The organism is Pantoea sp. SM3, from assembly GCF_000963995.1.
Lineage (GTDB): Bacteria > Pseudomonadota > Gammaproteobacteria > Enterobacterales > Enterobacteriaceae > Pantoea > Pantoea rwandensis_B.
In genome coordinates, this window is the sequence record NZ_JZRD01000013.1 from 1 (window position 1) to 15445 (window position 15445).

General features: G+C 55.2%; 14 protein-coding genes. 2 read left to right on the plus strand and 12 right to left on the minus strand.

The genetic code is table 11. The annotated features are described in order from the left end of the window. Window positions 1-70 precede the first annotated feature (70 nt). The 5 genes from lysS to xerD form a co-directional block, all read right to left on the minus strand. Window positions 71-1591, minus strand: a complete 1521-nt coding sequence (lysS, locus tag VI01_RS07560; protein ID WP_045814657.1) for a lysine--tRNA ligase — start codon at window positions 1589-1591, stop codon at window positions 71-73. Window positions 1592-1600: 9 nt separating this feature from the next. Next, window positions 1601-2699 (minus strand): peptide chain release factor 2 gene (prfB, locus tag VI01_RS07565; protein WP_097118019.1). Its coding sequence is split into 2 segments (ribosomal slippage): window positions 1601-2623 and window positions 2625-2699, totalling 1098 coding nucleotides; the frame shifts between segments, so codons are not numbered across the junction. 223 nt (window positions 2700-2922) lie between these two features. After that, the gene (gene recJ, locus VI01_RS07570; RefSeq protein WP_045814658.1) at window positions 2923-4647 is read right to left on the minus strand and encodes a single-stranded-DNA-specific exonuclease RecJ; all 1725 of its coding nucleotides are present in this window, start codon (window positions 4645-4647) and stop codon (window positions 2923-2925) included. Window positions 4648-4656: 9 nt separating this feature from the next. Then, window positions 4657-5370, minus strand: coding sequence for a bifunctional protein-disulfide isomerase/oxidoreductase DsbC (gene dsbC, locus VI01_RS07575; protein ID WP_045814659.1), 714 nt, complete (start codon window positions 5368-5370; stop codon window positions 4657-4659). Window positions 5371-5392: 22 nt separating this feature from the next. Then, the gene (gene xerD / locus VI01_RS07580; protein ID WP_045814660.1) at window positions 5393-6286 is read right to left on the minus strand and encodes a site-specific tyrosine recombinase XerD; all 894 of its coding nucleotides are present in this window, start codon (window positions 6284-6286) and stop codon (window positions 5393-5395) included. Between the two features lie 102 nt (window positions 6287-6388). Between xerD and fldB the strand changes: the two genes are divergently transcribed. Beyond that, window positions 6389-6907: a flavodoxin FldB gene (gene fldB, locus VI01_RS07585; protein WP_038645015.1), complete on the plus strand. Its 519-nt coding sequence runs from the start codon at window positions 6389-6391 to the stop codon at window positions 6905-6907. A 15-nt stretch (window positions 6908-6922) separates the two neighbouring features. On the opposite strand, the gene VI01_RS07590 is transcribed toward fldB, so the two are convergent. Together VI01_RS07590 and sdhE are read right to left on the minus strand one after the other, a co-directional pair. After that, a complete protein-coding gene (locus VI01_RS07590; protein ID WP_231638478.1) occupies window positions 6923-7264 on the minus strand; it encodes a protein YgfX in 342 nt (113 codons plus the stop codon). A 34-nt stretch (window positions 7265-7298) separates the two neighbouring features. Further along, window positions 7299-7565, minus strand: a complete 267-nt coding sequence (gene sdhE, locus VI01_RS07595; protein ID WP_038645011.1) for an FAD assembly factor SdhE — start codon at window positions 7563-7565, stop codon at window positions 7299-7301. A gap of 218 nt (window positions 7566-7783) precedes the next feature. Here sdhE and ygfZ point away from each other — a divergent pair, with 218 nt between their 5' ends. After that, window positions 7784-8767 carry a tRNA-modifying protein YgfZ gene (gene ygfZ, locus VI01_RS07600; protein ID WP_045814662.1) on the plus strand — a complete coding sequence of 328 codons (984 nt, stop codon included), beginning with the start codon at window positions 7784-7786 and terminating at the stop codon, window positions 8765-8767. A 259-nt stretch (window positions 8768-9026) separates the two neighbouring features. On the opposite strand, the gene VI01_RS07605 is transcribed toward ygfZ, so the two are convergent. The 5 genes from VI01_RS07605 to gcvT form a co-directional block, all read right to left on the minus strand. Further along, window positions 9027-9680, minus strand: coding sequence for a hemolysin III family protein (locus VI01_RS07605; protein ID WP_038645007.1), 654 nt, complete (start codon window positions 9678-9680; stop codon window positions 9027-9029). Between the two features lie 177 nt (window positions 9681-9857). Beyond that, complete coding sequence (locus VI01_RS07610; protein WP_045814663.1) at window positions 9858-10601, minus strand: SDR family oxidoreductase; 744 nt, start codon at window positions 10599-10601, stop codon at window positions 9858-9860. A 189-nt stretch (window positions 10602-10790) separates the two neighbouring features. Further along, on the minus strand, window positions 10791-13664 hold the full coding sequence (gcvP, locus tag VI01_RS07615; protein WP_045814664.1) for an aminomethyl-transferring glycine dehydrogenase: 2874 nt from the start codon (window positions 13662-13664) through the stop codon (window positions 10791-10793). 99 nt (window positions 13665-13763) lie between these two features. After that, a complete protein-coding gene (gcvH, locus tag VI01_RS07620) occupies window positions 13764-14150 on the minus strand; it encodes a glycine cleavage system protein GcvH (RefSeq protein ID WP_045814665.1) in 387 nt (128 codons plus the stop codon). Window positions 14151-14169: 19 nt separating this feature from the next. Then, on the minus strand, window positions 14170-15267 hold the full coding sequence (gene gcvT / locus VI01_RS07625) for a glycine cleavage system aminomethyltransferase GcvT (protein ID WP_045814666.1): 1098 nt from the start codon (window positions 15265-15267) through the stop codon (window positions 14170-14172). Window positions 15268-15445: the final 178 nt, after the last annotated feature.

Here is a 15445-nt window from a genome sequence, read left to right on the forward strand (position 1 = left end):
CTTAACTGATCGGCATTACGCCATAAATGGCGGCCTCTATAGGCTCACTGCAAAGTGCGCAGGTTTTGCCTTATTTACTGCTTGGACGCAGTGCAGGGAACAGGATCACGTCACGGATGGTGTGGCTGTTGGTGAACAGCATTACCATACGGTCGATACCGATGCCCAGACCTGCAGTTGGCGGCAGGCCGTGCTCCAGTGCGGTGACGTAGTCTTCGTCGTAGAACATCGCTTCGTCATCGCCCGCGTCTTTTGCATTCACCTGCTGCAGGAAACGCTCAGCCTGATCTTCTGCATCGTTCAACTCGGAGAAGCCGTTACCGATTTCACGGCCGCCGATAAAGAACTCAAAGCGGTCAGTGATTTCCGGGTTCTCGTCGTTACGACGTGCCAGCGGTGACACTTCAGCCGGGTATTCGGTGATGAAGGTTGGCTGAATCAGATGTGCTTCTGCGGTTTCCTCGAAGATCTCGGTCACCACGCGGCCCAGACCCCAGCTCTTTTCCACTTTGATGTGCAGCGATTTGGCAATCGAGACAGCTTTATCAAAGTCTTCCAGATCGTTCAGGTCGGTTTCCGGACGGTATTTCTTGATCGCTTCACGCATGGTGAGCTTCTCAAATGGCTTGCCGAAATCGAAGCTGTGGTCACCGTAAGGCACTTCAGTGGTGCCCAGCACGTCCTGCGCCAGGGTGCGGAACAGGCTTTCAGTCAGTTCGATCAGATCTTTGTAATCCGCATACGCCATATAGAGTTCCATCATGGTGAACTCTGGGTTATGACGTGGCGAAATACCTTCGTTACGGAAGTTACGGTTGATCTCGAACACGCGATCGAAGCCGCCGACGACCAGACGCTTCAGATACAGCTCCGGTGCAATACGCAGGTACATATCAATGTCGAGCGCATTGTGATGGGTGATGAACGGACGGGCTGACGCGCCGCCAGGGATCACCTGCATCATCGGCGTTTCCACTTCCATAAAGTCGCGATTCACCATGAACTGACGGATGCCGGCCATGATTTTTGAGCGCACTTTAAAGGTGTTACGTGATTCGTCGTTAGAGATCAGATCGAGATAACGCTGACGATAACGGGTTTCCTGATCGGCCAGGCCGTGGAATTTATCCGGCAGCGGACGCAGTGCTTTGGTCAGCAGACGCAGTTCAGTGATGTGGATCGACAGCTCACCGGTTTTGGTCTTGAACAACTTACCGCGCGCGCCAAGGATATCGCCCAGATCCCACTTTTTGAACTGCTCGTTGTAGACGCCTTCTGGCAGATCGTCACGTGAAACGTAGATCTGAATCTGGCCGCCAACGTCCTGCAGCGTAGCAAAAGAGGCTTTACCCATGATGCGGCGGGTCATCATACGGCCGGCCACGCTCACTTCAACGCCGAGCGCTTCCAGCTCTTCGTTCTCTTTAGCGTCATAGCTGGCGTGCAGCACATCTGACGTGGTATCGCGGCGGAAATCGTTAGGAAACGCGATGCCCTTTTCACGCAGCGCGCTGAGTTTTTCGCGACGCGCTTTCAGTTCGTTGTTTAACTCAAGGGCGGCATCAGCGCTCTGCGGTTGTTGTTCAGACATGTCGGTTCCTTATAACCCTGCTTTTAAACTTGCTTCAATGAAGCGGTCGATGTCGCCATCCAGCACCGCCTGGGTGTTGCGCGTCTCTACGCCGGTGCGCAGATCTTTGATACGCGAATCGTCGAGTACGTATGAGCGAATCTGACTGCCCCAGCCGATATCGGATTTGTTGTCTTCCGCGGCCTGCTTGTCAGCGTTTTTCTTCTGCATCTCATATTCGTACAGCTTCGCACGCAACTGCTTGAAAGCCTGATCTTTGTTCTTGTGCTGTGAACGGTCATTCTGGCACTGCACCACAATGTTGGTCGGCAAGTGGGTAATACGCACTGCAGACTCGGTTTTGTTAACGTGCTGACCACCCGCACCCGAGGCACGGTAAACGTCGATACGCAGATCGGCCGGATTGATGTCGATATCGATGTTGTCATCCACTTCCGGGTAGATAAACACCGAACTGAATGAGGTATGACGACGGCCGCCGGAGTCAAATGGACTCTTACGCACCAGGCGATGGACGCCGGTTTCGGTACGCAGCCAGCCAAACGCGTAGTCACCGATGATTTTAATGGTGGCCGATTTGGTCCCAGCCACTTCACCGTCTGACTCTTCGATAATTTCGGTTTTATACCCTTTGGCTTCCGCCCAGCGCAGGTACATGCGCAGCAGCATACTGGCCCAGTCTTGCGCTTCGGTGCCGCCAGAACCGGCCTGAATATCCATGTAGCAGTCGGCGCTGTCATACTCGCCTGAGAACATGCGGCGGAATTCGAGTTCGCCCAGCTTGGCTTCTAAACCATCCAGCTCGATAACGGCTTCGTTGAAGGTCTCTTCGTCATCGGCTTCAACCGCCAGATCCAGCAAGCCCTGCACATCTTCCAGGCCCTGACGCATGTGATCTAAGGTTTCTACTACCGCTTCCAGCGAAGCGCGTTCTTTACCCAGCGCCTGCGCGCGTTCAGGTTCGTTCCAGACGTCAGGCTGTTCCAGCTCGGCGTTTACTTCTTCGAGGCGTTCTTTCTTGGCATCATAGTCAAAGATACCCCCTAAGAACGTCGCTGCGCTCAGTGAGGTCTTGAATACGATTTTTGACCGGATTAATTTCAAACATGGCTTTTCAGTCTTTTTTGACGATTCGGTGAAAGGAGATAAAAAGTAACGCGCTAGTTTACCCGAAACTGCGCGTACTTTGTAGCATTGCAGGTATGCGAGATAGCGCAACAGAATAGGTTTTTATGCGCCCAAAGGGATTCGGTGACCAACAATGGCGAGCCAGGGTCACTCGCAGCAGGTTACCGGGTGCGCTTTTACACGCACCCGAATGAATGACGCGGTTATACCGGCCAGATATGGTCGATAATCAGTTGAACCGAGCGGTTGCCACGGTATTCGTTGATATCGAGTTTGTAGGCCAGCTTCACCTGACGCACGCTGGTATCCGGCCACAAGGTAGTATCAACGTTAAACGTGATACCATCCAGTAGCGGTCCGCCGCCCAGTGGCTCAATCATGACCTTCAGGTGACGCTCGCCCACCAGCTTTTGTTGCAGCAGTTTGAACTGGCCATCAAACACCGGTTCCGGGAACGTCTGGCCCCACGGACCGGCTTCACGCAGCATTTCGGCGGTGTGCAGCGTGAACTCCTGTGCGTGCAGTTCGCCATCAGACCAGATCACGCCCTGCAGCGCTTCGCCATCCAGCCATTCGTCGATCAGCGCAGCAAAGCGCTCGCGGAACAGTTCGTATTTTTCGGTTTCCAGCGACAGGCCCGCCGCCATCGCGTGGCCGCCAAACTTCATCATCATGCCGGGATAGAGCGTATCGAGACGCTCCAGCGCATCACGTAAATGCAAGCCAGCAATCGAACGACCCGAGCCTTTTAGCGTGCCATCGCCGGCTGGTGCGAAGGCGATGACCGGACGATGGAAACGCTCTTTCAACCGTGATGCCAGAATGCCGACCACGCCCTGATGCCATTCGGGATGATAGAAGGCCAGCCCCAGCGGCAGATCGGTGTGCTGGCGTTCCAGCTCATCGCACAGCGCCAGCGCTTCGCTCTTCATGCCCTGCTCAATCTCTTTGCGCGTCTGGTTCAGCGCATCAAGCTCGTTGGCAAGCATACGCGCCTGCGCAATGTCTTCGGTGAGCAGCAGAGCCACGCCGACCGACATATCATCCAGTCGACCGGCTGCATTGAGGCGAGGCCCGACGGCATAACCGAGGTCGCTGGCCGCCAGTTGACGCGCATCGCGGTTGGCGATCTCCAGCAGCGCGCGGATACCCGCCCGGCATTTTCCGGCGCGGATGCGGCTCAAGCCCTGCCACACCAAAATGCGGTTATTGGCATCCAGCGGCACCACGTCAGCCACCGTACCTAGCGCGACCAGATCCAGCCACTCCGCCAGATTAGGTTCGTTTCGGCCATCACTAAACCAGTTCTGCAGACGCAGGTGCGCACGCAGCGCCAGCATCAGATAAAACGCCACGCCCACACCCGCTAACGAACGCGAAGGGAATGCGCTGTCATTGAGATTCGGGTTAACGATCGCTTCCGCTGCTGGCAACGTTTCGCCAGGCAAGTGGTGATCGGTGATCAGCACGGGAATACCGTGCTGATGGGCGGTTTCTACGCCTGCATGGGAAGAGATGCCGTTATCCACGGTGAGAATCATCTCCGCACCGCGCGCACGAGCCTGTTCGACCACTTCAGGACTCAGGCCGTAGCCATCCTCAAAGCGGTTTGGCACCAGATAATCGACGTTTCCGCCCATGCTGCGCAGCGCTAAGACGGTTAATGCGGTGCTGGTTGCGCCATCGGCATCAAAATCACCGACCACCACAATACGGCGGCCTGTTTCCAGCATCTGATGCAGTAAGGCTACCGCTTGATCGATGCCACCCAGGGTTTGCCACGGCAGCAGATGTTTTGCACCACGCTCTAGCTCAGCGGCCTCTTTGACACCGCGTTGCAGGTATAAACGGCGCAGTAACGGGGGTATGGTATCAGGTAAGCTGGCGTCAGCCTGAATTTCACGCCGACGCAGTTCGACAGAATGCATCACTGTGAATTAACCGCCCCGCTTCTGACCATCAAGAACTTGTTTGAGCTCCTGCGGACCTTGATAGCCCGGGATCATCGCGCCGGTATCGGTGAGAATCGCTGGGGTGCCCTGAATGCCATACAGGATGCCGAGTTGGTAATGCTTATCCAGATCGATCTTACAGGTCGCTGGCGCATCCATTTGCGGTACATCGCCCTTCATCGCGGCATCAAAGGCCTTGTTGCGATCGGCACTGCACCAAACGGCGCGCATGGCTTTTTCCACCTGGCCGTGCAAACCTTCACGCGGGAAGGCCAGGTAACGAACGGTGATGCCCAGCGCATTGTAGTCGGCTATCTGCTCATGCAGCTTGTGGCAGTAACCACAGGTGATATCGGTAAACACGGTAATCACATGCTGCTCTTTTGGCGCTTTATAGACGATCATTTCCGGCGCCAGCGCGTTCATTTTTTTGTCCAGCAGTTGGTTAGTCACGTTCACCGGCTGTGCACCGCTGACATCGTACAGCGGGCCCTGGATCATGTGTTTACCATCTTCAGAGACGTACAGCACTCCGCTCTCGGTCAGCACGGTTTTCATGCCTGGCAGAGGTGAAGGCTGAATTTCGGTCTGCTGCAAACCGAGTTTTTTCAGGGCCTGCTGAATGGCGCTGTCATCGGCATGAGCCAGACCGGCAAAGGCGCTGACCAGCAATGCCAGCATCGTTAACTGTTTTTTCATCTCAATTCCTTGTTGCCGCGGTTCAAGCACGCGGATGATGCTGTTGATGTAACTGACGCAGGCGCTCAGTGGCCACATGCGTATAAATTTGGGTGGTGGAGAGGTCGCTGTGTCCCAGCAACATCTGTACGACGCGCAAATCCGCACCGTGGTTCAGTAAATGTGTGGCAAATGCGTGGCGAAGCACGTGTGGTGATAGCTTTTCGCTGTCGATACCGGCAAGGGTTGCATAGTGTTTGATGCGATGCCAGAAAGTCTGACGCGTCATTTGTTGCGCGCGGTTACTGGGGAACATCACATCCAGTGTTTGCCCATTCAACAACCACGGCCGACCGTGCGCCATATAGTGCTCCAGCCAGTAAATCGCTTCTTCACCTAATGGCACAAGTCGCTCTTTATTACCTTTACCAATCACACGAACCACACCCTGACGCAAACTGATGTCGCTGAGGGTTAAGCCTACCAGCTCCGAAACACGTAAACCGGTGGCATACAGCAGTTCCAGCATCGCTTTGTCACGTAGCTCAAGCGGCACATCAATACTCGGTGCCTGCAGCAGACGTTCTACCTGGTTTTCACTGAGGTCTTTTGGCAATCGCTGCGGCAGTTTGGGCGCGGAGAGCAGTGCGCTGGGGTCATCACTACGCAGCTTTTCGCGATAGAGGTATTGAAACAGACGGCGCATCGCGCTGAGCGTACGCGCAGAACTGGTGGCCTTGTAGCCGCCTTCGACGCGTTCGGCGAGAAACTGCTGCAGGTCAAGCGCTTCCAGCGTCAGCAGCGTGCGTTCGTGGTGGTGTAACCAGCTGGTGAGCGTTTGCAAATCCTGGCGGTAGGACGCAAGGGTATTTTGCGCCAGGTTACGCTCAATCCAGAGCGCATCCAGAAATTGTTCAATCAGATCGCTATCCTGCACGGTTCCCCCCAAACACGTGTGAAATCGTGCTCATTATGCCTGAAAGTCACCTGCTTCTGGTACAATTGCGCCAAAGTGAGTTTCAGTCAGAGCATTAATTGCATGAATATCGGTCTGTTTTACGGTTCAAGTACCTGTTACACCGAGATGACGGCGGAGAAGATTCGCGATTTTATCGGTGAAGAGTTAGTCACGCTGCACAACCTCAAAGATGAAGATCCCTCGCTGATGGAGCAGTACGATTTGCTGATCCTCGGCATTCCCACCTGGGATTTCGGTGAGTTGCAGGAGGACTGGGAAGCGGTGTGGCAGCAACTGTCCGCGCTGAATTTGCAGGGAAAAATTGTCGCGCTGTACGGCATGGGCGATCAGGCCGAATATTCAGAATGGTTCTTAGATGCACTCGGCATGTTGCATGAGTTGCTGCAGCCAATGGGCGTGCAGTTTGTCGGTTACTGGCCGCTGGAAGGCTATGAGTTTGCCAGCAAAAAGCCACTCACAGCTGACGGCACCCAGTTTGTCGGCCTGGCACTCGACGACGTGAATCAGTTCGAGCTGAGTGAAGATCGTGTCGAACAGTGGTGCGAACAGATTCTGACGGAAACGGCCGCACTGCTTTAACGCGGCGCATCTCTGTCACGCAGAAAACAAGCAGGCGCGCAGTGAGCGCCATGCATAGGGCGGCAGGTTATCCATCATCAACCACAGCCGCCAGCGCTTGCCCTGCTGATTTTGCAACGTCAACAATACGCCGAAAGGCAACCAATCTGCCTGCCGCGCTAATTGCCAGCGCGTTCCACGCCAATGCCAGTCACCCTGTTCATCCAGCCCTAAGCGACCGGTGCGCTGCCTGAGCCGACGTTCATTGCGCCCACACTCCAGCAGCATCAGAATCAGCAGTGGGGCTTGACCCCACACCACGCCCTCGAGCCACTCAAGACTCAACAGCCAAACGGTGACCAGCATATACAGCGTCACGTTAAGCGCCCGAGCGCTGCGTGACGGCTGCACATCACATTGGAACCGGTCCGCGTTCACGGTTGCGCTGCTGAATCAGTTGCACCATGCGCTTGAACTCTGGGTCAGCGGGTTCGCCGTGGTTCATCAACCAGTTAAACAGGTCAGGATCGTCACTCTTGAGTAGGGCGATAAACACCTGCTTATCGGTGTCCGTGAGCGAGTCATATTCGTATTTGAAGAACGGCATGATCGAGACATCCAGCTCCAGCATGCCGCGACGGCACGCCCACTGAACGCGAGCTTTATCATGAATTTCCATGTGTCTTTTTTCCATGGCTGAAAACAGTGGCGCTCAGTGTACCTGCTTTTTTCTCTGCCTGCAGGCGCAGCGCTGAATGCTGCGTGATATTGCGCACAACAGTTCTACCCATTGCAGGGTTATCACGCGATTTGTGCGCCAGATTAGGTAAACAGGTTGCAAAGCAGCACTGCTCTTTTAACATTGGAAGCAATATTGTTATTAATCAGGACGCACCCATGCCGATTTTCACCCTTCCGCCACGCCAGCCAGCTGCGGCATCACGCCTGCCATTAACCCTGATCTCCCTCGACGAGTGGGCGCTGGTGTCAGTGCAGGGCAAAGACAGTACGTCATATCTGCAAGGCCAGGTCACTTTAGATGTTGCAGCAATGGACGCCACCCAGCATCGTCTGGCAGCCCATTGTGACGCAAAAGGTAAAATGTGGAGCAACCTGCGTCTGTTCCACCGCGGCGAAGGTTACGCCTACATCGTTCGCCGCAATCTGCGAGAACAGCAGCTTAACGAACTGAAGAAATATGCGGTGTTCGCCAAAGTCACCATCGCTGCCGATGATGATGCAGTGCTGCTGGGTGTGGCCGGTTTTCAGGCACGCACGGCACTGGCTGATGTGTTTGCCACCCTGCCGGATGCAGAAACACCGGTGGTACAACATGGCGAGAGCACGCTGTTGTGGTTTGAACACCCCGCCGAACGTTTCCTGCTGGTGACCACGCTGGCTCAGGCAGAAACGTTGAAAGAGAAGTTAGCCGGTGCTGCACAGTTCAATGACAGCACGCAGTGGCTGGCGCTGGATATTGAAGCGGGCATTCCGGTGATTGAAACCGCCACCAGCGCGCAGTTAATTCCGCAGGCAACCAACCTGCAGGCGCTGGATGCGATTAGCTTTAAGAAAGGCTGTTACACCGGTCAGGAGATGGTGGCGCGAGCTAAATTCCGCGGGGCCAATAAGCGTGCGCTCTACTGGCTGGCGGGTAGCGCCAGCAAAGTACCGCAGGCTGACGGTTCCATGGAGCTGCAGATGGGCGACAAATGGCGTCGCACCGGCACCGTATTGAGCGGTGTGCAGCTGGACGACGGCAGCGTTTGGGTACAGGTGGTGATGAACAACGATCTGGAGCCAGACAGCGTGCTGCGCGTGGAAGGTGATGAAGGCGGGAAGCTGACCATTCAGCCGCTACCGTATTCACTGGTCGATTGATTTGCCTTTCTGGTGCGCATTCATGCGCACCTCTGGAAAACCCGCATGCTTCCCCCATAAAGTCGCTATTTATGGCGACTTTGCCGAAAATCACACCCGGTTGATGGCGCCATTTACGGCGACCTGGCCGAGTATTCCACCCAGTTGATGGCGCTATTTATGGCGACCAGGCCGATTATCGCACCCGGTTGATGACGTCATTTATGGCGACATGGCCGAATATTCTACCCAATTGATGACGCTGTTTATGGCAACATGCTTAGGCTACATAAAAGTAGATCGCGCAGAAGTGCAGTACGCTGCCGCCGAGTACAAAGCCGTGCCAGATGGCGTGATTATATGGAATACGCCGTGAGACATAGAAAATCACCCCCAGCGAATAGACAATCCCGCCCGCAGCCAGCAACCACACACCTCCGGCTGACAGCTTTGTCGCCAACTGATAAATCACCACCAGCGACAGCCAGCCCATGCTGAGATAGGTGACCAGCGACAGTGCTTTAAAGCGGTGGGCAATCGTCAGTTTGAAGATGATACCTGCCAGCGCCAGGCTCCAGATCACCACCATCAATCCTTGCGCCAGCGGAGATTTCAGCCCCACTAACAGGAAAGGTGTATAGGTGCCCGCGATCAGTAAATAGATTGCGCAGTGGTCCAATTTCTTCAGCCAATATTTCGCTTTCTGGTGCGGAATGGCGTGATAGAGCGTTGAGGCGAGAAACAGCAAAATCATGCTGCCGCCATACAGGCTGTAACTGGTGATGGCGGTGACATCAGCGCGCATATCAACGGCTTGTGTTAACAACAATACCAAACCAACAACGCCGAAAATGCAGCCGATTCCGTGGCTAATACTGTTGGCGATCTCTTCGGCTACCGAGTAACCCTGAGCAAGTATTCGATTCTGTGCCATGCGCTAACGTCCTGGAAAACGGGTTAAGAACTGTGTTTTTAATCAACATCAGGGTAACCGGGAAAAATTTCAGAGTACACATGTACGCTAAAATAATTCTATGGCAGGCGTGTGACAAATAGCCGATGGCAGCGCTGTCGATCACGCCGCCTCAGTGTCAAATAGTCAATCAGAAGATTAGCGACCACCTGCCGCATCAATAAAGGTGCCGGTGACGTAAGAAGCGGCATCACTTGCCAGCCAGATAATCGCAGCGGCGATCTCTTCAGCCTGACCACCGCGCTGCATCGGCAGCGAACGGGCTACACGATCGACTCTGCCAGGTTCACCCCCATCGGCGTGCATCTCGGTATAGATTAAGCCCGGCCGCACGCTATTGACGCGAATGCCCTGCGCCGCCACTTCCAGCGATAAGCCTTTAGTCAGCGTGTCCATCGCCCCTTTTGACGCCGCGTAATCAACATACTCGCCCGGCGCACCGAGACGTGCAGCCGCTGAGGAAACATTGATTATCGAACCGCCCTGCCCGCCGTGTTCGGTACTCATGCGCTTCACCGCTTCCCGACAGCAGATAAACGTACCGGTGACATTGGTGGCGAACACGCGCTGAATACGCTCAGCATCGAGATCTTCCACGCGACACTGCGTAAACAAAATCCCGGCATTGTTGACCAGCACGCGCAGGTTGCCTGCCTGCTGATCAAGCTGCTGAAACATGCGCACCACTTCCGCTTCAATGGCAATATCGGCCTGTAAGGCGAATGCACTGCCGCCCATCTCTGCAATCTCTGCCACCACCTGCTCTGCCTCAGTAATGCGCTGGCGATAATTGACCGCAACACGATAGCCCGCCTGCGCCAACATCAGTGCTGTTGCGCGTCCAATGCCACGGCTACCGCCAGTGACTAATGCCAGATCCATGTTGCCTCCAAAATAGAAAAAGGGCCGATTTCTCGGCCCTCAGAATAGGTGTTCAAAAAGTGTTTAGCCAAAAATAATTTAAGTTGCACAAGGCTGCTGGTCCCACTCTTCCCGGCAGTCCACAGTAGTCCGTGAAGGGGATGAATGGGAGCGACCAACGCCATGGCAGCCCCCAGCACAACCGCTAAATTATTGGTATTCGCTCATTGGAACACAGGAGCAGAACACATTGCGGTCGCCAAACACATCATCCAGACGCTTCACGGTTGGCCAGTATTTGTTGGCGCTGCCTGCCGGGAACACCGCCAGTTCGCGGGTGTACGGATGCGCCCACTCACCAACGATCTCCATCTGGGTATGAGGTGCATTCACCAGCGGATTATCCTCAGCGGGCCATTCGCCGTCGGCTACGCGGTCAATCTCCATGCGGATGGAGAGCATCGCATCGATAAAGCGATCCAACTCGATTTTGCTTTCGGATTCCGTTGGCTCAACCATCAGCGTTCCGGCCACCGGGAAGGACATGGTTGGCGCATGGAAGCCGTAGTCGATCAGGCGCTTAGCAATATCCAACTCGCTGATGCCGGTCTGCTCTTTCAGCGGACGAATATCGAGAATACATTCGTGCGCCACGCGACCATCGCGACCTGCATACAGAATTGGATAAGCGGATTGCAGACGGCTGGCAATATAGTTGGCATTCAGAATCGCTACCGAACTCGCCTGCTTCAGACCTTCCGCACCCATCATGCGAATGTACATCCAGCTGATCGGCAGAATTGAGGCGCTGCCAAATGGCGCGGCGGATACCGCGCCCTGCTGTGTCAGCACGCCATCGATTTGCACCACGCTGTGGCCCGGAACAAACGGTGCCAGATGCGCTTTCACGCCAATCGGTCCCATACCTGGACCACCACCGCCGTGTGGAATGCAGAAGGTTTTATGCAGGTTAAGGTGCGAGACATCGGCGCCGATGTAACCTGGCGTGGTGATACCCACCTGTGCGTTCATGTTGGCACCGTCCAGGTAAACCTGACCGCCATACTGATGCACGATCTGGCACACTTCACGAATGGTTTCTTCGTAAACGCCGTGGGTTGAAGGATAGGTCACCATGATGCATGACAGTTCATCGCCAACCTGAGCGGCTTTCTCGCGCAGATCGCCGAGATCGATGTTGCCTTGTTTATCACAGGCCACCACCACCACTGCCATGCCCGCCATCTGTGCAGATGCCGGGTTAGTGCCGTGTGCAGAACTTGGGATCAGGCAGACATTACGTCCCCCTTCATTGCGGCTTTCGTGATAACGGCGAATCGCCAGCAGACCGGCATACTCACCCTGTGCGCCAGAGTTGGGCTGCATGCAGAGTGCATCGTAACCGGTGAGCTGCACCAGCCACTGTGACAGCTGGCCAATCATCTGCAGATAGCCTGAAGCCTGTTCTGCCGGGCAGAATGGATGCAGTTCAGCAAATTCTGGCCATGTAATCGGGATCATTTCGGCAGCAGCGTTGAGTTTCATGGTGCAGGAACCGAGCGGGATCATTGCCTGGTTCAGTGCCAGATCCTTTTTCTCCAGGCTGTGCATGTAACGCATCATCTCGGTTTCGCTGTGATGACGGTTAAACACGGGATGGGTCAGGAACTCGCTTTCACGTGACATGCCTGCCGGAATAGCACTGTTTTCTGCGGCTACGCTGGCATCCAGGGCATCAATTTCCTGACCATGTGCATCACCCAGCAGAATCGCAAACAACGCCTGCACGTCTTCACGTGAGGTGGTTTCATCCAGGGTGATACCCACGCCGTTAAGCACGTCACTGCGCAGGTTAACGCCAAAGCTCAGCGCACGATTCAGCACTTCCGCTTTATCGGTTACTTCAACGGTTAAGGTGTCGAACCAGCTGTTGTGGCGTAGCTTCAGGCCACCCTTTTTCAGACCCGCGGCCAGAATGCTGGTCAAACGGTGGATGCGCGAGGCGATACGCTTCAGGCCCACTGGACCATGATAAACCGCATACAGACCGGCGATGTTCGCCAGCAGCACCTGAGAAGTACAGATGTTGGAGTTGGCTTTCTCACGACGAATATGCTGTTCACGCGTTTGCATCGCCATGCGCAGCGCGGTGTTGCCTGCGGCATCGCGCGAAACGCCAATGATACGGCCCGGCATGGAGCGTTTGTGCTCATCGCGGCTAGCGAAGAAGGCGGCGTGCGGACCGCCGTAACCCATCGGCACACCAAAGCGCTGAGCGGATCCGAAGACGATATCAGCGCCCTGCTTACCTGGCGCTTCTAACTGCACCAGCGCCATGAAATCGGCAGCCACGCTCACCACAACTTTACGGCTTTTCAGCTCGGCAATCAGTGAACGGTAATCATGCACTTCACCACTGGTGCCCACTTGCTGCAGCAGCACGCCAAACAGGTCGTCGTGATCCAGCGCTTTGCTGGCGCTGTCGATGATCAGTTCAAAACCAAAGGTTTCTGCACGCGTGCGCACCACATCCAGGGTTTGCGGATGGATGTCTTCGGCGATAAAGAATTTACCGGCATTTTTCAGTTTGCTGACGCGCTTCGCCATCGCCATCGCTTCGGCAGCCGCGGTGGCTTCATCAAGCAGTGAAGCAGAGGCGATATCCAGCCCGGTTAAGTCCAGCGTCAGGGTTTGGAAGTTCAGCAGCGCCTCAAGGCGGCCCTGTGAGACCTCTGGTTGGTACGGGGTGTATGCGGTGTACCAACCTGGGTTTTCCAGCATGTTACGCAGGATAACCGGCGGAGTGATCACGGCACTGTAGCCCATGCCGATCCAGGATTTGTAACGTTGGTTCTGACTGGCAATGGCTTTCAGCTCTGCCAGCGCTTGCTGTTCGGTCGCGGCATCACCGACCGCAGGCGGGCCTGGCAGTTGGATATCGGCAGGCACGATGGCGCTGATCAGTGATTCCAGAGAGCTGGCACCAATCGCTTCCAGCATGGTGGCCTGCTGCGCGGGTGTAGGACCGATATGGCGCTCAATGAAAGCACCGTTATGTTCAAGCTGGCTGAGAGTCTGGGTCATTTGCAGTAAATCCTGAATCGGGCTGGGTTACAAAAACGGCATTAAATCAGGCAGATAAAAAAGAAGGCGCTGCAGTGCAGCACCTTCGATGACTACCGGTTACTCGTCGATAGCGCCTTTGTAGGCATCGGCGTCGAGCATAGAATCAAGTTCTGACATGTCGCTGGCTTTGATACGGAATAACCAGCCCGCTGCGTACGGTTCGCTGTTGACCAGCTCCGGTGCGTCGGCCAGTTCTTCGTTCACAGCAACGATTTCACCGCTTAGGGGGGCATAGATGTCTGAGGCGGCTTTCACCGACTCCGCGACGGCGCAGTCATCACCGGCAGCGAAAGTGGCGCCTACATCAGGCAGATCCACAAACACCATATCGCCCAGCAGTTCCTGCGCGTGTTCAGTGATACCCACAGTGAAGGTGCCATCGGCTTCTTTACGCACCCACTCGTGACTATCGCGGTATTTCAATTCATTAGGCACATTGCTCATCGCCATTTCTCCTGAAAAATTACTGAGCGACCGGTTTACCGGCGCGAACAAAAATCGGTTTAATGACTTTCACCGGCATTTCACGATTGCGGATCTCTACAATCGCTTGCTCACCAATGCCCGCTGGCACACGTGCCAGCGCGATGCTGTAACCCAGCGTCGGGGAGAAGGAACCACTGGTAATAATACCCTGCTGTGGCTGACCTTGTTCATCGGTGAAACGCACCGGCAAGCCGTTTCGTAACACCCCTTTTTCGGTCATGATCAAACCCACCAGCTTTTCAGTGCCATGTTCACGTTGCGCTTCAAGCGCCTCGCGGCCGATGAAATCGCGATCGGCAGGTTCCCAGCTCACCGTCCAACCCATGTTGGCCGCCAGCGGTGAAACGCCTTCATCCATTTCCTGACCGTACAGATTCATCCCCGCTTCCAGGCGGAGCGTGTCACGCGCGCCCAGGCCAGCCGGTTTGACGCCTGCCGCCAGCAGTTTCTGCCAGAAATCGGCCGCTTCACTGTTCGGCATCGCAATTTCATAACCGGCTTCACCGGTATAACCGGTGGTGGCAATGAACAGGTTTTCGCTTTGCACACCAAAGAACGGTTTCATGCCTGCCACCGCTTCACGCTGCGCCGCAGTGAACAGCGTCTGTGCTTTCTGCTGCGCTTGCGGACCTTGAACAGCAATCAGCGCCAGATCGTCACGTTCGGTGAGTTCGACACCAAACGGCTGAGCGTGCTGTTTGATCCACGCCAAATCCTTCTCACGCGTCGCGGAGTTCACCACTAAGCGGAAAAAGTCTTCGGTCATAAAGTAAACAATCAAATCATCAATGACGCCAGCCGAAGCATTCAACATGCCGGTGTAGAGAGCTTTGCCGGGTTGCGTCAGTTTGGCGACATCGTTGGCCAGCAGATAACGCAGGAATTCACGGGTGCGGACACCGCGCAGATCGACGATGGTCATGTGGGAAACATCAAACATACCGGCATCGTTGCGCACGACATGATGCTCATCCATTTGCGAGCCATAATGCAGTGGCATCATCCAGCCATGGAAATCCACCATGCGCGCACCGCATGCCTGATGCTGTTCGAATAGAGGCGTTTGCTGAGTCATAACCATCCTGTGAAACAAGTGAGTGTGACGCGCCTGCGCCGCCTGTACCGGCTGACGCAAACGTTCTCTTTGTGCTGAAGTTACCACCGAACGCGGCGATTAACCATAAGGAAAACGAGGGCGAAACAGTATCACTCCCTTAGCACGCACCAAACCCAACCCAGAACAATTCACTGCA

Excerpts from the sequence above, each read along its gene's own strand:
- VI01_RS07605 (WP_038645007.1), bottom strand. The coding sequence starts at position 9,680 with ATGGCACAGAATCGAATACTTGCTCAGGGTTACTCGGTAGCCGAAGAG.
- gcvH (WP_045814665.1), bottom strand. The coding sequence starts at position 14,150 with ATGAGCAATGTGCCTAATGAATTGAAATACCGCGATAGTCACGAGTGG.
- ygfZ (WP_045814662.1), top strand. The coding sequence starts at position 7,784 with ATGCCGATTTTCACCCTTCCGCCACGCCAGCCAGCTGCGGCATCACGC.
- dsbC (WP_045814659.1), bottom strand. The coding sequence starts at position 5,370 with ATGAAAAAACAGTTAACGATGCTGGCATTGCTGGTCAGCGCCTTTGCC.
- recJ (WP_045814658.1), bottom strand. The coding sequence starts at position 4,647 with ATGCATTCTGTCGAACTGCGTCGGCGTGAAATTCAGGCTGACGCCAGC.
- gcvP (WP_045814664.1), bottom strand. The coding sequence starts at position 13,664 with ATGACCCAGACTCTCAGCCAGCTTGAACATAACGGTGCTTTCATTGAG.
- sdhE (WP_038645011.1), bottom strand. The coding sequence starts at position 7,565 with ATGGAAATTCATGATAAAGCTCGCGTTCAGTGGGCGTGCCGTCGCGGC.
- gcvT (WP_045814666.1), bottom strand. The coding sequence starts at position 15,267 with ATGACTCAGCAAACGCCTCTATTCGAACAGCATCAGGCATGCGGTGCG.
- fldB (WP_038645015.1), top strand. The coding sequence starts at position 6,389 with ATGAATATCGGTCTGTTTTACGGTTCAAGTACCTGTTACACCGAGATG.
- lysS (WP_045814657.1), bottom strand. The coding sequence starts at position 1,591 with ATGTCTGAACAACAACCGCAGAGCGCTGATGCCGCCCTTGAGTTAAAC.
- VI01_RS07610 (WP_045814663.1), bottom strand. The coding sequence starts at position 10,601 with ATGGATCTGGCATTAGTCACTGGCGGTAGCCGTGGCATTGGACGCGCA.